The following is a 16,504-nucleotide window of genomic DNA, read 5'->3' as shown; positions in this document are numbered from 1 at the left end:
TTAGTCCAATTTATTCCACACCACAATAAAGAGGGTTGCTAACGGACCAAATAACAGGGAAATCAGAAACCAGTTCCGACCACTTCTGTTTTTTCCCTGTGCCAGTCCGGCATTAATCAATGCAAGGGTGCCCCAACCTACAAAATATTCATTATCCATCAAACGTCTTCTCTCCTCTATCCATTCAATTCTGACTGCTGTTCAAGTATCACTTTGAGTTTACGATTGCGACTCTCCAGAAATGCCTGCATGTATCTCTTCAGCACAAGTCGTTCGGTTGCCCATCCCAGCAATCCAAGTGGCGCTTCAAACCGCAGCGTGTCTCTCATGCAAGTCACCTGTTCTCCGCATTCGCTAAAATGATGTTCATGTCGCATGCTCTTGAAAGCCCCTTTCTCCATTTGATCCACAAATAGAAACGGTCGTTCAAACTGCACGATTCGGGACTTCAACTTCTGTCTGACCCCAAAATGAGTAGCCTGAAATGTAACGGTATCCCCTGCTCCAATTCTTCCTGTGGTTACTCCTGCAACTGCTCGCTCTCTCGTATGTTGCCAGACGGTCTGAGTATGTACATCAATATCCCGGGCATAGTCAAAGCATCGTTCAATCGAGGCATGTATCGTAATCTCGGTTGTCACTTCAATCATGGCGATCGCTCCTTGGCAGGAAAAATAAGGTCTTTGCAAAGTATACGCTTGCTTCCTTGGTCGAACAACACATCTAGGATGATATAACAAAAAACGGGTCCCCTGTCTTCGTACAGGAGGCCCGTCCTCAATATAAATAAGGAATACAGATCATATTTAGATTAAATAAGCAATTCATCAATGGCAAGCGTACGCTCTTTGGAGAGATCGCGATATTCTTCAGACTCCACTTTGATGAGTGGTTTGAAAATATCAGACGTATTGTTCATGACAATAACACCTTTTTCTCCATTGCTGAGCAGTACCTGTTTCCCGATGAAATTAGGAAGCAAATGTTGCATCAATGCCTGAACCGGTTTTTCATTCAATTTACCAAATCCCATTCCATAGATATCTCTAAGGTTGTTGATCAGGTTTGGATTGCTTCCTCCGTGGTTCCCGGATCTCATGCCTATATAGATATCCGCTACAGATACAATCTGTGTATATGGATGAATTTCACTTTTCTCAAGTTGCATCGGATAACCCGACCCATCTTCCCGCTCGTGATGTTGCAGAGCAACCAGTGCTGTCGCTTCATCCGTCATCGAATTTTTGATAATTTCATGGCCATATATAGTGTGACGCCGCATTTCAAGCTGCTCATCAGCCGTCAACGGTTCTGTTTTGTTCCGAATCCGGTGTGAAACTTTGCACTTTCCAATGTCATGCAGATAACCACCGCGACTAATCTGATAACTCTCCTTCTGAGAATATCCAAGCCAATTCGCGAGGTAGAATGACAACAATCCTACCTGGATTGAATGTGTATAGTTATTGACGTCATCCCGCTCCAGCATCATCAGGAGATGAACGACATCTTTTTGCTCATCCAGTCCTTCAACCATCGGTTGCAGTGCATCATCCACCATGGTGGCGTTGAACTTGCCAACGGTCAGAGCTTCGAGAAAAGCATTTTGATAATTATGTACAGTCTGAATAAATTGGGACTTCAGCTCTTCTTCAGGCGGTTCTTCCTTCGTAGTTATCCCCGAAGCATGCTTTGCGGCTGCTGCAAAAAATTCTGCTTCAGTGATTTCCTCTTCGCGTGATTCAATATCTACATAATCTACACGGTGCTGCATAAGCAAGGTGATATCCTCACCTTTGATCACAGTTCCCTTCCCGAGAACGTGTAATCCTGCATCGCTGAATGTATCCGCAGTTAGACGGTCTCCGTCTTGCAGGTTCATAATATGGATTCTCAAATCGGTATTCCCCCTGAACAATTCATTATAGTAACAGCACCCAACGGAACGGGGCCACAAAAATACCTATACTTCTTTATATCGTTATAATTCTTCATTTCATACATAGTTCAAACGACCTTAATCACAATGGTAAATACGAACGCCTAAGACTTTATCCTCACTCCAACATCCAAATTAGTCCCGGTTTTAAACTTTTACACACTTTTGTGCCTCATTGCCGTATCAGAGTAAGCCAAAGAAGTTCAAACGCTCCGTTTGAACTTCTCCAAGACATCTCAAATTAGATTTTGATCGAACCCAGGCTAGCACCTTTAACAAAAAATCGTTCAATGCTCTTCTCGACCGAAGCATCGGGAATCAGCGGTGGTGCCTGATGGGGTTTGGTACGTGCATCAATAATCACCTGATCACAGCCCCAATGCTTGTGGTCATATCCGCTATTAACCCCGTACATGTCATGTGAAGGGTTGCTGCGAGTAAAGGTTGCCCATAAGAAGTTGCTGAGGTTAGCACTCAGGAACGAACTGTCGTCACATAGAATGATCATCGGACACGAGTCCAGACCTCCCTGTTCTTTCAATAGAGACGTGAATGCTTGCATCTCCTGTGCTGTATCCGCATAACTCGTAAAGGCCGATGTCTGGATCGAAACGATACCCGGCATGATGAGCTGTGGATTCTCATAACCACGAATGTTTTTCAAAGACTCCGGAACTTCCGTGCACAGATCCCGAATCTTGTCGCCATAGGCTGCAAAAACAACTTTGCTACCGCTGTTCAGTCCTGTACCCGAATAATCGAGTGTATCAATGGTTGTATGGGTATGGAAATGAATATCCCGCTGCATATCCATCCGCTCCAAGATATAGGTCAGGAATTCAACTTCCTTATGGGTGTCCAGAGGTTGCTGATCCTCAGCAGTAATAAACAGGTACTTCGCCAGACTGAGCTGACCCGTACCCAAAATACGGTTGGCAATCGTAAGCAACTCTGTCGGCTGCTTTACCGCCTGATACGGCGTGTAACGTTCACTGCCGATTGCAAACAGTAATGGATGGACCCCTGCTGCATCGACCGCATGCACTTCTTTGACACCTGGAATCTCCTGTTTGATCGCGTCTCCAGTAATCTCATGAATCAAATCCCCAAAAGCCGTATCCTCTTGCGGTGGACGACCAACAACCGTAAACGGCCAGATAGCATTAGGTTTGGCATAGACTTTATGCACACGCATTAGCGGGAATTCATGCGTCAGACTGTAGTAACCCAGATGATCCCCGAACGGACCTTCGGGCTTTGTCTCGCCTGGGTAGATATCACCCGTGATGACAAAATCGGCATCATTGCTAATGCAATACCCGTCCTTGTAACTGTACCGGAAACGACGTCCGGCGAGCAGGCCGGCAAATGTCATTTCACTTAGTCCTTCAGGCAAAGGCATAACCGCTGAAAGTGTATGTGCAGGTGGACCACCAATGAAAATACTCACTTTCAGTGGTTCTCCCTTTTTGACCGCATTGGCTTGATGTATACCAATTCCGCGATGAATCTGATAGTGTAACCCAATTTCCTTGTTCATTTCAAAATCATTGCCATCCAGTTGAACCCGGTACATCCCCAAGTTTGAATTCATGATTCCTGGTTTGTCCGGATCTTCCGAATAAACCTGTGGCAGCGTCACAAATGCCCCACCGTCCATAGGCCAATGTTTGATGAGTGGTAAGTCCGAGATTTGAATCTCTTGCGCCGACACGGGTAGGCTTATAGATTTCTGTTTTGGCAGCGCCTGCCACGCAGCAAGACCTGTGCGGACATGCTGAAATGGCGTCTTAAGCGCCTTCATAGGATCGTCACGAACAGCCATGACCCGTTGTACGCCTTCCAGCGTACCGCGGAACATGAATTTGCTTCGTTCCACCGTACCGAACAGATTCGACACAGCCTGGAACTTTGAGCCTTTTACATTTTCGAATAACAAAGCAGGGCCTTTAGCCTCGTGCACTTTCATGTGGATCGCTGCCATCTCCAGATGAGGATCAACCTCTTCTTTGACCCGAATCAAATGACCGTGCTGCTCCAGATCGTTAATACAATCTTCCATATTGCGATATTTCATTGGATGGCTCCATTCTCTGTATGATTAAATTAATTAAGTTCATAGATTCACATAACGTCTCTTCTATTTTATCAAATGATCCACTGCTAAACAAAACTATATGTGAAATTTTGTCGCGAATACAGATATCAAAAAAAAGCAATCTGGCAGCAATCTGAATCCTGATGGCACAGGGACCGATTGTTTCCATATTGCTCTCTCTGTTCTGGCTTGCCTTAAGGTGTAATGGTCGATCTGGGGATCGTGACAATAAACTGTGTGCCTTTTCCTACTTCGCTCTCTACATCAATTGTACATTGATGCAATTTCAAAATTTTAATGACAATGGACAAACCCAATCCATTCCCTCGAAGCGAGCTGCTTCGCGCTTTGTCCACCATGTAGAATCGATCAAAGATATACGGGAGAGCTTCCTCAGGTATTCCTTGTCCAGAATCTCTAATCAATACCTTCACAAATGAAGATGACGTCTCAATTTCAACATGAATGGCACCTTGTGGACCGGTGTATTTGATCGCATTGTTTATTAAATTTTGCCAGACCTGATCAAACAAATCTTTGTCCACTGTGATCTCGCAGGGCAACAAATCCAATTCGATCTGTATGTCCTTCTGAGCCCACTGCGGCTCTGCCAGTAAGATCGCCCTTCTTAATTGTTCATCTACCTGGAATGTGGTGAAATGAACCGGATGATGCTCTGAATCCAGCGAGGCTAGCCGAAGCAGATTATCACTGAGCCTCGATAAGCGCAGCGTTTCTTCATATATAATATCCAAATGCTCTTTCTGCTCTTCTAATGGAATAACACCATCTTGTAGTGCTCTGGTGAATCCTCTAATTGATGTGAGCGGAGATTGCATTTCATGAGAGACGTTGCTGACAAAGTCATCACGAACCGAATCGATTTTTTGCAACTCACTGGCCATATGATTAAAGCTCTCCATCAGTTCGCCAAACTCATCCTGATTATTATGTTTCAAGCGAACCGACAGGTCACCTGATGACATCTCCTTCGCTGCAACCGTTAATCTCTTAATCGGTTTCACAATGTACCCGGACATGAACAGGATTAATAAGCTGCCAATCACCAGAACTGTTAATAGTGAGGTTAAGAGCGTGTTTCGCAGTGTATGAAAAAGAGAGGAGAAATCACTTTGAATCAGAAATGTGCCGATCCCCTCGTTTGTTCCAGGAACACCTATGGTCGCGACTCCATCTTTACTGGACAGAAAAATGGCATCCGTTGTACCCACCTCAAATAACGAATGAACTTTGTCCTCTGGCAAGGAAGATAACACTTCACTTTGTTCATTCACGGGAGTGATATTTAAGCCGTAGCGAGCAAAGATACCTAAGCTTGATTTCACTTTTTCCGGATCATCGATCAGGTTAATAAGTGTAGCGAGGTCTTCAGCAAAAGTAACCATAAAACGATTCGGTGTCTTTTCCTGGGACCCGTTATTTATCATAAAGGAGAGAATTAAACTCACCAGAACAATCCCGATAAACGTAGCTACGATACGAAGTCGCAGGCTTTTCCTAAACATTTTCATGCCCGCTCCAGCCGATAACCGAGTCCTCTGATAGTTGAGATCACTAACTCAGGTACAGGTTCAAGTCGCTCCCTTAACCGTTTGATATGTACATCAACCGTACGCTCATCTCCTTCGTAATCGATGCCCCATATGTCATCTATAAGCTGTGTACGTGTGAATATTTTCCCTGGCGAACTCGCCAGAGAAAATAACAATTCACATTCCTTCTTTTTCAATTCGATAGATTGTCCATCCGAAACAACCATCAGATTGCCCAAATCAATCGTTACACCGCTGATCTGAATCATGTTTGATGAACTTTTGTTATATCGTTTCAGTAACGATTTTACACGCAAGATTAACTCCACAGGATCAAATGGTTTAACCAGGTAATCGTCTGATCCTGCATTAAATCCTCTGACTTTGTCCTTGGATTCTCCCTTGGCAGTCACCATCAGGATTGGAATATCCAGATAAGACCGAATATCTTCCGTCAGTTCAATGCCGTCTATTCGCGGCATCATCACATCCACAATCGCCAGATCAACTTTCGTGTGCGAGAGGATATCTAACGCCTCTTGACCGTCTGGTGCTTCCAGCACGGAAAATTGATTCTTTTCAAGATAGATTCGGATCAATTTGCGGATATGGGAATCATCGTCCACCACCAGAATTGTGTTCATGTAGCCATTATCCTTTCCAAAATTGATATTTATTCGTATCGTAAGGATTCCATCGGGTCCAGCTTTGCTGCTTTTGATGATGGCATCAAACCGGCAACAATACTAATCGCTGTACTTACCACGATCCCAAACAAGATATAATATCCCGAGAGATTAATGAGTTTGGCTCCAAACGCATTGTCCAAAAGAATGTTTAATACATAACTGATGATCACTGCAAAGATTACCGCAATAATACCACTTAATACGCCTAATAAGGCAGATTCGGAGAAGAATATTCGCTTGATGTCTTTCTTTCTTGCTCCAATCGCCCGAAGAATTCCGATCTCCTTTGTCCGTTCCACGACACTAATGTAGAGTACTACCAGTATCATAATACCGGATACGATCAACGAAATACCTGCAATACCCGCAAGTACAATGGAAGCCATACTTACATATGTGGTGATATTCTCCATCACCTTGGCCATTTGGGAGCCTGCGAAGCCAGCGTCTACAGCAGCTTCATTGATATCATTTACATATTTCATATCGGTTGCATAGGCGTTAACCTGAATCGGCCCGATAGTTATTCCCTTGTCTGTATACATTTGCTCCAACGTTTCTGATGAAATGTATCCCGGGGATTGTTGCATTGGAGATTGCGGATCTGCCGCTTCGTAGATCCCTGAGATCGTTACTTCTTTCTCCAAGGTCACTGGTTTATTATTACTATCCATCTCATTGATATATAGAAACACGGACTTGCCGATCATGGTTTCAGCTTGATCATTTCCGCTTAATTTATTCGCTGTATCGAGAGGTAACAGCATCTGATTTTCTACTGGCAGAACACCAGTTGTCATCAGTGCTGGATCAAAAGCATCCGTTAACGTTGTTAACTGTGTGAGTCCTACACTTTGTTTTTCATTCACCATAGTGGATTTGCCTGTAATGGTCGTAATTGTCTCTACATGATCCACATTAGGAAAATTGCGAATCGTCTCTACATCAGCTTCGGTGAACGGTTCACCTGGTGCCATCAAGGCCTCGGGACCTTGCATGTCCTTGGCTTCTTCACTCGGCTTTGTTATATCCACAAGCAAAGGGTCCATACTTGAATTGATTTCGTCATTCATATACGTTGATATACCATTCCCCAAGGAGAGCATCAGGAGTACACTTAATATACCTATAGATCCACCCAATGCTACCAATACATTACGCTTGCCGTTGAGTTTCATATTTTTAAGTGCCATCTTAAATGAAGCAAGCAAGCTCAGGCTACGGGAAGAATCCTGACCACTCTCGTAAACAGCCGTAGAAGGATCTTTCAGGTGAATATCATCACTAATACGCCCCTCTTCAACCTTCACAATCCGTGTACCGGAGTCAGCGACTTTCTGCGAGTGAGTTACGGCAATCACCAGCATTCCCTTCTTGGCTATACTGTCGAGCAGAGCGAGGATTTGATCTCCGTTTTCCCTATCCAGAGCACCCGTCGGTTCATCTGCAAGAATAATATCCGGATTGTTGGATAATGCCCGTGCGATGGAAACCCGTTGCTTCTGACCGCCAGATAACTGGTTGGGACGTTTGTTCAGATGATCCTTCAGTCCGACCTCTGTCAAAATATCAACGGCACGTTTATTGCGATCCTTCTCATTCGTATCTGTCATTTGCATCGCAATCGTTACATTTTCGAGGACAGACAGATGCGGGATCAGATTGAAATTTTGAAAGACAAAGCCGATATTATTCTTCCGATAATCATCCATTTCTTTCTCGGTCATGGAACTTAAGTTCTTGCCACGAACAACGACGTCCCCTTCATAATCGGAGTCCATGCCACCAATGATATTCATCAGTGTCGACTTACCACAGCCAGATTCGCCGAGGATGGAGACAAATTCCCCTGTCTCAAAACTTAAGTTCAAACCGTGGAGTACGGGAACTTTTTCTTTTCCATATAAGGTGTATGATTTCTTCACATTTTTAACTTCTAGTATTTTCATATGGATCTCTTCCTCTCCTGATCATGCACGATATCTATCTATTTGATGTTCATATCGTAACAAATCAGTATGAACTGATAATGAACTGGACCATCGCACCTACAAGAGGTTGTTCAAAAGAACTATATACAAAAAAACACCTACAGCTTGCTTGAAACAAATCATTTCAAGTAAGTGTAGGTGTCCAAATTTGATTAGATTAATCCCGCTTTTGCCAGCAGCCTTTTCACAATCGCTGCCGACTGCGCACGACTAATGTCTGCATCTGACATCAGTTTGCCATCAGTACCTTGTACCAGCTCTTGTTTAATCGCCGATGCAACTGGCTCTGCTGCCCAAGCCTGTACTTTAGCGCTATCGCTGTATGTGCTAAGCAGACTTGTTGTCTCTGACGCGTCGGCCTGTGCCAGACCGACCAGTTTCATCGCACGTGACACAATAGTCAGCGCTTCAGCACGAGAAATTTCGCTATTCGGACGGAAGCTGTCGTCAGCATAACCTGAGATTAGGCCGTAGGACACAGCCGTCTGAACCTCATCCTCATACCAGCTGCCAGTCTTCACATCTGTGAACGATGTCGCTTCTGTACTGCGCGGGGAGTGGAGCCCCAAACCTCTTAACAGAACAGCCGTAAACTCTGCCCGTGTAATACTCCGGTCTGGCGCAAACACGCTCTCACCGGTACCTTGTACGATCAGACGGGATGCCAGATCCTGTACGTCATCCCGACTCCAGTGACTTGATACATCGCTGAATGTTGCCGGATGATAGATCAGAGCGTAAGTGCTGTTCGTCAAGCTGTTAATAATAGCAGAATCTTGCACGTTACCTTTGATAACCTTTGTCGGTACATGCAGAAGGCTGCCATCTGGCTGAAGCACAACTCCTGTCGTGGTCTTTGAACCATCGACACCTTCTGGCAAAGTAATGGAGCGCTCTACATAAGAGTTGAAACGATCTACATTAACTTGCTGTCCATTCCAGATCGCTTTTACTTCAAAATCAATCGGAGCTGCGATCACCGTTGTGTTCTCCAGCTTACCCGCTGCAGCCTGAATTGCTGTTTGTTTAGATGTGGCACTAGGCACAATAGCGATTTGGATTGTGATATCTTCCAATGGAACCGTGCTTCCGAATTGGTTCAGAATCTGATCCACTTGAATCTGGTTAGCTGGAAGTGTGTACGTACCGCTATCAGTCTGAATGACAACTTCGGCATTACTTCCTTCCATTGTTTTGACCAACTTGCCGTTCAGTTCACCAACGACCGCACCCTTGCCAGTACCTGTAATAGGTAGCAGAAGCGTTTTTAGTCCACTTCCAACCTGATTGATGACTTTGTCATTATCCACGTGAACAGTAGTGGTAACCTGATTGTTTACCGTTGATGTGCTAGCCGTAGCAGACTGTTCCTGTTTCTGACCGTTCACATAGATGTCTACACCTTTAGTAACCGCCGGAGTCGATGGAACTGGGGTAACGACTGGTGAAGTTGGTGATACACTTCCTCCTCCTCCACCTGAAGAGTTACCAGGATTCGGTGTAGGTGTCGAACCAGAATTGTCGCCACCTGAGTTTGCTGCTGTAATTGTGATTGTTCCACCAAACAACTGAGCGCCACTATTGTGTTCTACATTTGTAAAATGCCAATGTTCTGAATCAGTTTGATCTACGGATAGCTGTTTCGTTCCAGGCGCCGCATTACTTTTGGCTTTGATTTCCATATCAAATAATTGGGTTTCATCTACAATTGAGTGGTCACCCCCAGTAAAATCAACCCAGATGATACGTACCCAGCCTTCCGCATTATTAATTTGGTACTGGAAGTCTGCTACACCATCTTCATTTGGGGATGTGCTGATGACGTTGACAGATTTAGGCGTGATCCGAACAATTTCCAGTGCAGACGTATCATAATCAATCTGCATATTATAAGCTTTCACCCCGAAATAGGACTTCTTCAATGCAACAGGTACATGAACGGTCTGCCCTGCCTGTACGCTCACATTTGCAAATTGTACTTGTGATGGTTCTACCGGTTCTGCTCCAGCTACATTTGGCAATATGAGTGAAGAGAGTAATGTCAGTGCGATCAGACCTGACATTGTTTTTCTGATTCTAGGACGTTTCTTTTTCGGTTGAAACATGTGATAGCCTCCATGTCTGTATCAATTGATAGATCGTATGGTAAAGATAGAAAATGTATTGTTATTCGTTATCTAAAATAAAAAATATGAATTAATCAAGGCGTTGTATTTTTTCTTTTCCAACAATGTATACTTTTCTAGGCTCCGTATTCGAGTCCCAAGTGGACTGAGTAATAACTTTGAGCACAAGATAATAACCTTCGTCCTCATCTTTAACGGTATACTTTGCTCCTGTTTCCCCCTCGATTGGCACCATATCTTCTCTCGAAGCTTCTGTTGCGCGGTACCACTGGTAAGAAGGAGTATTAATGTAATCATTGTAATCAATATCCATTATATAATGACTAACGCCAATTTCATTTCCAATTAACATGGCATTCTTCAATTCACCATTTAGTACATACGGCGCATCATCTACTTGCTTAAAGGTCAACACATAGTCATTGTTTTTTCCACCAAGTGTTTTGCCTTTGTATCCTATTAACAAAGCATCCATGTCCCCCAGAGTGGGTTCCGTATTACGATCTACATCCATTCGGTTCATCTCTACATAAGAAAAGCTGCGGCGAGTCATCATGTTACGAATATAATTGAAAAGGTCTACGGCATCCAAAGAATTCACTTTTCCGTCTGCATTTACATCCCCTTTTTTACTAATGTAAAGTTCAATGTTATCCGTAACAGTCTCTGGTGCACCAGAGATCATATAATTCGCTTTCAATTCGATGTTGATTTTGCCGCTTTGGCGAGGAATAACCACCAATGTACTGACAGGCGTTGTCATATTCTCATCCTGTCTCGTTTCTACATACGCCTCAGCGATGCTGTTATCACTTGAGCTGGCTGTAGGCGGGCTATACTCATCGGATCGAAATTGTGTACTTAGATTGATTCTGATGATATTATTGGTGGTTACCTCAATAGGCACTTCGGGCACAAAAGAAGGATTATCTTGTGCCGATGAATAACTTAACCAGTTAATGCCATCGTTAAGAACAGGTTGTGAAATCTTAATCTCCGGACCAATGACTCCTGCGTTAGCCTGCGGGAGCGTTCCACCTATAGGCAATGCAATGCCCAATCCGAGCGCAGTCAACATGCTTTTTTTCAATATCGGCTTAAGCCGTTTTTTGTTTTGTTTCCCCTTCAATTCATGTTCCTCCTCGTATACATTTCAAATTTGAACAACTACATGCTCAGTATAACGAGTCATTCTGAACCGATTCTGAACAGGACCATGGAACTACTTCCAGTTGCAATTCGACAAAAAACGCTATGGAGTATGCCTCCATAGCGTTTTGAACACAAATCATTTTCCAGTTCGGATCATATTCACCTAAAATTAAATTCCCTCAACAATCCGTTTGGCTCTAACCTTCACCTCACGGTAAAGTTCATCCTCATCGATCGTGAGCAGCTTTCTGCCTCTCATGAGGATCTGGCCATTCACGATCGTGGTGTCCACGTCCGCCCCATTTACGCTGTAAGCCAGTAACGATTCTACCTCATGTACCGGTTGAAGATGTGGTTTCGCCAGATCGATCAGGATCAGATCAGCTTTGCGCCCCACCTCAAGCATCCCTACGTCATCCTGTAGACCAAGCAGACTAGCACTTCCGCGTGTAGCCATGCTTAGTACGTCCTTGGCTGGCAAGCGAGTGGGATCGCTATAGTCCAGCTTTTGCAGCCAGGTCGCGGCTTTGATCTCCTCGAACATATCCACGGTTGTGGCACTTCCCGCTCCATCCGTTCCGATTCCAACGTTAATTCCCTGAGCCAACATCTCGGTAATTGGAGCAATTCCACAGCCCAGCTTCAGATTGCTGACTGGATTGTGTGCTACACCGCCGCGCATGCCCTTCAATCTGCCGATGTCCCTTCGATTGAGGTGCACACCATGTGCAAGCAACACATGTGCCTGTTCGAACATTCCCGCCTCTTCCAGATACTCTGTCGGTGTCATGCCATAGCGCTCACGAATCTTCACAACTTCTTCCTTCGTCTCAGCCAGATGAATATGTAGCGGGATATCCTCTGTGACAGCCATGGCAATGACTTCACGAAGCGGCTCCATGGGACAAGTGTAGGGTGAGTGGGGCCCATACATGGTTGTTATCCGTCCCTCGGCCGCTCCAGACCAGCGTTGCACAAGATCAATCGCTTCCTGCAACCTGCGTCCCCCATCCTCCTCCATGAATACCATCCCACGTGTAAGCGATGCCCGCATACCCGTTTGTTTAACCGCTTCTGCAATTTCGTTCATATGGATATACATATCCGCAAAAGCAGTGGTACCCGTACGGATCATCTCGGCGATGGATAACTTGGCACCCCAATAGATGTCTTCCGGGTTCATCCGTGCTTCGGCAGGCAACATTTTGCGTTCGAGCCAGTCCATCAGCTTCAGATCATCCGAGAATCCCCGGAGCAGACTCATCGGTGTATGTTGGTGGGCATTAATCAGTCCTGGCATGGCAACCTTATTGCGTCCATCGATAATCTCATCTTGGGGGTGAGGCACAATGTGTTCAGCAATATGCGTAATGCGATCACCCTCAACACGAATATCCCCCGTAAAGGGGGCATCGGCATCTTTCATCGTTAGGATCGTAGCTTGCTGAATCAGTATACTCATTACATTCACGGCTCCTCTGAATTGGTTGTGGTTCCTTCCATATCCGAGGGTAAGCCTTCACGTAACGGCAAGGTCAAGTCATTTTAATTTTTGGATCGTCATCTTTCTGAAATGTTGTATAAAAGGTTTGGGGTCGATTTCGACCATATATGGATATACTCCTGTGCTTGTGTGCAAATAGAAAAATCCACCTTCATCGCCCATACGGCGAAATGACATATCAAACACTTCCGTGATGTTGAACTCGCGGTATTTGGTCACGATTTTATCTGAATACAGAATCATGGAGCGGGCATTCATCTCAATCTCTTGGGCGAGACCTGTCACTTCTCTCTGTACTTTGTAATAAGGTAATACAGCAACGCAGTTCATGATCTCCCTCCATTCATGCCATGATTATTGTTCCATCATAGCAGATCGGAGGTTCTCAGCAAAAGAACATGAAACTAGGTGATCTTGGTCGTCACCTTTAGTGGCGTATGAAGTGCATCCTGAATGTCTTGCAGAGAGAGACACTGTTCAATATGAAACACACCATGTGGCAACTCTGTTTTATACACACGTTCTGCCACGGCTGCAGCTACCGCTGCTGTTGCATCTGCTTCCTTTGCACCGACCAGTAGTTGTTCGACGCGGATTTGCTCACCATTTTCCCATCCTACGGCATCGACCTTGACCGCATACATCGGTTCTCCCCCAGGAATAAGGCCAAATGCCTTAACCGTTCCATTCCGAATAGACGGGATACGCAACAACGAAAACAACCCTGCACGTTTGGAGATTGCCATGGATCTTGTGATCCAGCGGGAGTCCAGACAGAGTCTGGTAGATACGGTTGGAATACGTAACGTCCGAGCAACCACATGCTGATCCGAAAAGTTAAATCGATAGGCCTTCCGCTGCCCAAGTTTTGCTCCAAAATCAATACGTTTGCCATCTCCGAAACTTTGTACCTCAGCAGGTTTGCCCTTTTGCATCACTTGGTAAGTGGCATTCATCTGATCAACGGTCCACTCCACGGCAGCTTTTCCGTGCTTCTCTCCAAGTCCCAGCATTACGGTAATGTCTGCTTCCTCCACCTGATCCATATGCATGGTCGCTTCGCGCACAAGCAAATTAGTCACTCCAGGTGATAATCCAACGCTGAGGATCGCGGTCGATTTGGAACGTTGCATTTTGGTGTGGAGCTGTTCAACCTGAGCGAGAAAATCATATTTTGCAGAAATATCAATATAGTCGGTTCCGGCTTGTGCGCAGGCTTCAACAAAACGGGTATCGCTCTGATCCACACACATGATGACCAGCTTCACAGGCCGTAACATGGATGGCTCCACAGGTTTTGTTACATCCAGTTGAAGCGGTAGCACAGCACCACCTGTAGACCTGCTGAACTCTTCCGCACGGTTCATGCGTGTACCCGCAGCCCATACTTTACCCGGGAACAATTTCCCCAGTTGAGTACATATCATCTGCCCCACTTGACCATAACCACCAACCACCCAGATCTGATCTTTCATAGGCTTCACGCTAGTTTCGAATTGCATAATACCCCTCCACCCAGAACGCCCCGAAGTAACGTGTAATATGTGAGAAACCGCATTCGGTCAGTAGCTGAGTCATCTCTTCAGAGGATATTGGATCGGATTCACGGCCCAGGGAAGCAGCAAAGCGCTCCCACTCTTCAGGAAGGACGCCCACACTCAACATGTGATCCTTCCAAGCTTGCATCATGATTGGATGTGCAGGTGAACGAAGATCGGCATTTACAGCCGCAATGATCAGTGGTGCACCCGGTTTAAGTCTAGCTGCGAGGCTGGTCAGAAACGTTCTCTTGGCCTCCATCCCCTGAAGGAAATGTAACATGAGCATGCTTGTCGCCCCATCATATACAATATCCTCTGGCAATTCTTCAACCGTGACAGGTTGCAGTTTCACTCTGGAACCGATGCCTGCTTCCGTGACTCGTTTCTCAGCAAGTTGTAGCATGGGCTGTGATGGATCTACTCCAGTCAATGTCCAACCGGTATGACGTGATCCGAGCAGAGCAATCTCTTTTCCCCCTCCCGCACCGGCAACAAGGATATGAATATCATTGTTATTCGCGAAAGATGCTGAAAGCAGCCGTTCCATTAGATCATGCATATGAGAATAACCCGGAATTTTCAGGGCTATCGATTGTTCGTAACGATGAACATCTGCTGTTTCCCAGCTCATCGGTGATAGATTGTGATTCATGGACACCGCACTCCTCTTGAATTGAAGTTAGACTTGACTCGTTGTTCGTCTAATTTCATTATAGAAGGATACGGCGAGCCTACAATCCCAGAACATTGGGATATGCGCACAGAGAGAGGAGTAATCTTGTTGACATCACGTATTGATCGGAACCACAGACTTATCACTTCTCTTGAAAAAGGAACCTGGACCTCACATACCTATCGGGAAGCTGTTCTTAAGCAGATCCATACGGTTATACCTTACGATGCATACTGTTTCACTACCGTTGATCCTCTGACTCTTCTCTCCACAGGAGCCGTGACAGAAGATGGCATTGAGGCCATTCATGATCGGTTATTCATCAATGAATACATGGAAGAAGATATACATAAATACGCTGAATTAATTCGCAGCGGTGAGCATACAGCTACACTTCATACGTCCATGAACTCACAGCTTGAACAAAGCCCACGTTATATCAACATTCTTCAGCCAGCGGGGTTTGGTGATGAACTACGTGCTGTATTGGTCAGTGGAGACGCTTGCTGGGGATATCTGACCCTATATCGTAAGACAGAAAGTGCTGTCTTTACAGAGGAGGAGCGGTGGATGATTCAGTCCTGGACCGCTTCTATTGCATCGATGCTGCGGTCCACGAGCCTGACACTGATCGATGAGATCACGAGTGAAAGTCCCGAGGAACCCGGAATCTTGATCACCTCAGACACGTTCCAGCTCTTATCCCTGAACGCCTCCGCTCAATATTGGCTGTCCCAATTGCGCATGCTGGAACATGTAGGGCCTGATGTTCTGCCCCGTCCGGTACGTGCAGTGAGTTCCCACCTGCAGCGCAAGAATCGGGCAGAACTGGTCGTGGATACTCAGATCGCTCCCGAATCACCCTCCAAAGTTTGCATCCAACTTCCGGATGGGCGTTACCTCATACTTCATGCTAGTCTCATGCAACAGCTTACAGGGCCGGATCAGATTGCTATCCATTTGGAGCAGGCGATGCCACAGGATTTACTGCCCTTGCTCGCTGAAAGCCATGGATTATCCAGTCGAGAGCGGGAACTGCTCGGATATGTGCTACGTAGCTATTCGTCCAAGGAAATTGCTGCTGCGATGCATATTTCCGTCTACACGGTTCAGGATCATTTAAAATCCATTTTCGCCAAAACCAAGGTATCCTCACGTCGCGAGCTCATCTGGTATTTCGTTTCCCGTTTTCAGCTGTCGGATGAACCTGCCATATAAATCTTGAATAATTCTCCAGT

At 45.4% G+C, this 16,504-nt stretch carries 14 protein-coding genes; 1 reads left to right on the top strand and 13 read right to left on the bottom strand.

Annotated elements, in window-relative coordinates; translation table 11 throughout:
* The 13 genes from MHI48_RS13280 to MHI48_RS13220 form a co-directional block, all read right to left on the bottom strand.
* Positions 1–162, bottom strand: a complete 162-nt coding sequence (locus MHI48_RS13280; RefSeq protein ID WP_155985038.1) for a hypothetical protein — start codon at positions 160–162, stop codon at positions 1–3.
* 14 nt (positions 163–176) lie between these two features.
* Complete coding sequence (locus MHI48_RS13275) at positions 177–650, bottom strand: SRPBCC family protein (RefSeq protein WP_405144268.1); 474 nt, start codon at positions 648–650, stop codon at positions 177–179.
* Between the two features lie 161 nt (positions 651–811).
* Positions 812–1,897, bottom strand: a complete 1,086-nt coding sequence (locus MHI48_RS13270; protein WP_036608620.1) for an HD-GYP domain-containing protein — start codon at positions 1,895–1,897, stop codon at positions 812–814.
* A gap of 283 nt (positions 1,898–2,180) precedes the next feature.
* On the bottom strand, positions 2,181–4,016 hold the full coding sequence (locus MHI48_RS13265) for a UbiD family decarboxylase (protein ID WP_405144266.1): 1,836 nt from the start codon (positions 4,014–4,016) through the stop codon (positions 2,181–2,183).
* 215 nt (positions 4,017–4,231) lie between these two features.
* The gene (locus tag MHI48_RS13260) at positions 4,232–5,563 is read right to left on the bottom strand and encodes an ATP-binding protein (RefSeq protein ID WP_405144264.1); all 1,332 of its coding nucleotides are present in this window, start codon (positions 5,561–5,563) and stop codon (positions 4,232–4,234) included.
* A 2-nt stretch (positions 5,564–5,565) separates the two neighbouring features.
* Complete coding sequence (locus tag MHI48_RS13255) at positions 5,566–6,234, bottom strand: response regulator transcription factor (protein WP_405144262.1); 669 nt, start codon at positions 6,232–6,234, stop codon at positions 5,566–5,568.
* Between the two features lie 29 nt (positions 6,235–6,263).
* Complete coding sequence (locus MHI48_RS13250; RefSeq protein ID WP_405144260.1) at positions 6,264–8,228, bottom strand: ATP-binding cassette domain-containing protein; 1,965 nt, start codon at positions 8,226–8,228, stop codon at positions 6,264–6,266.
* 194 nt (positions 8,229–8,422) lie between these two features.
* Positions 8,423–10,375 (bottom strand): S-layer homology domain-containing protein, encoded by a 1,953-nt coding sequence (locus MHI48_RS13245; protein WP_405144258.1) that lies wholly within the window; start codon positions 10,373–10,375, stop codon positions 8,423–8,425.
* Positions 10,376–10,466: 91 nt separating this feature from the next.
* Positions 10,467–11,525, bottom strand: a complete 1,059-nt coding sequence (locus MHI48_RS13240) for a dockerin type I domain-containing protein (RefSeq protein ID WP_405144256.1) — start codon at positions 11,523–11,525, stop codon at positions 10,467–10,469.
* A 192-nt stretch (positions 11,526–11,717) separates the two neighbouring features.
* Positions 11,718–13,010, bottom strand: a complete 1,293-nt coding sequence (locus tag MHI48_RS13235) for an amidohydrolase (RefSeq protein WP_405144254.1) — start codon at positions 13,008–13,010, stop codon at positions 11,718–11,720.
* A 78-nt stretch (positions 13,011–13,088) separates the two neighbouring features.
* Complete coding sequence (locus MHI48_RS13230; protein ID WP_036608638.1) at positions 13,089–13,382, bottom strand: hypothetical protein; 294 nt, start codon at positions 13,380–13,382, stop codon at positions 13,089–13,091.
* A gap of 74 nt (positions 13,383–13,456) precedes the next feature.
* The gene (locus MHI48_RS13225; protein WP_405144252.1) at positions 13,457–14,554 is read right to left on the bottom strand and encodes a saccharopine dehydrogenase family protein; all 1,098 of its coding nucleotides are present in this window, start codon (positions 14,552–14,554) and stop codon (positions 13,457–13,459) included.
* Positions 14,538–15,245, bottom strand: a complete 708-nt coding sequence (locus MHI48_RS13220; protein ID WP_405144250.1) for a class I SAM-dependent methyltransferase — start codon at positions 15,243–15,245, stop codon at positions 14,538–14,540. The genes MHI48_RS13225 and MHI48_RS13220 overlap by 17 nt, the downstream gene beginning before the upstream one ends.
* Positions 15,246–15,374: 129 nt before the next feature.
* Between MHI48_RS13220 and MHI48_RS13215 the strand changes: the two genes are divergently transcribed.
* On the top strand, positions 15,375–16,484 hold the full coding sequence (locus tag MHI48_RS13215) for a helix-turn-helix transcriptional regulator (RefSeq protein ID WP_405144248.1): 1,110 nt from the start codon (positions 15,375–15,377) through the stop codon (positions 16,482–16,484).
* Positions 16,485–16,504: the final 20 nt, after the last annotated feature.

This window comes from Paenibacillus sp. FSL H7-0942, from assembly GCF_045040715.1.
Lineage (GTDB): Bacteria > Bacillota > Bacilli > Paenibacillales > Paenibacillaceae > Paenibacillus > Paenibacillus amylolyticus.
Note: the sequence above shows the minus strand (reverse complement) of the source record. Positions and strands in the feature narration are given on the sequence as shown.

Coding starts and splice junctions, on each gene's coding strand:
- MHI48_RS13275 (WP_405144268.1), bottom strand. CDS start 650: ATGATTGAAGTGACAACCGAGATTACGATACATGCCTCGATTGAACGA.
- MHI48_RS13265 (WP_405144266.1), bottom strand. CDS start 4,016: ATGAAATATCGCAATATGGAAGATTGTATTAACGATCTGGAGCAGCAC.
- MHI48_RS13260 (WP_405144264.1), bottom strand. CDS start 5,563: ATGTTTAGGAAAAGCCTGCGACTTCGTATCGTAGCTACGTTTATCGGG.
- MHI48_RS13255 (WP_405144262.1), bottom strand. CDS start 6,234: ATGAACACAATTCTGGTGGTGGACGATGATTCCCATATCCGCAAATTG.
- MHI48_RS13250 (WP_405144260.1), bottom strand. CDS start 8,228: ATGAAAATACTAGAAGTTAAAAATGTGAAGAAATCATACACCTTATAT.
- MHI48_RS13245 (WP_405144258.1), bottom strand. CDS start 10,375: ATGTTTCAACCGAAAAAGAAACGTCCTAGAATCAGAAAAACAATGTCA.
- MHI48_RS13235 (WP_405144254.1), bottom strand. CDS start 13,010: ATGAGTATACTGATTCAGCAAGCTACGATCCTAACGATGAAAGATGCC.
- MHI48_RS13230 (WP_036608638.1), bottom strand. CDS start 13,382: ATGAACTGCGTTGCTGTATTACCTTATTACAAAGTACAGAGAGAAGTG.
- MHI48_RS13225 (WP_405144252.1), bottom strand. CDS start 14,554: ATGCAATTCGAAACTAGCGTGAAGCCTATGAAAGATCAGATCTGGGTG.
- MHI48_RS13220 (WP_405144250.1), bottom strand. CDS start 15,245: ATGAATCACAATCTATCACCGATGAGCTGGGAAACAGCAGATGTTCAT.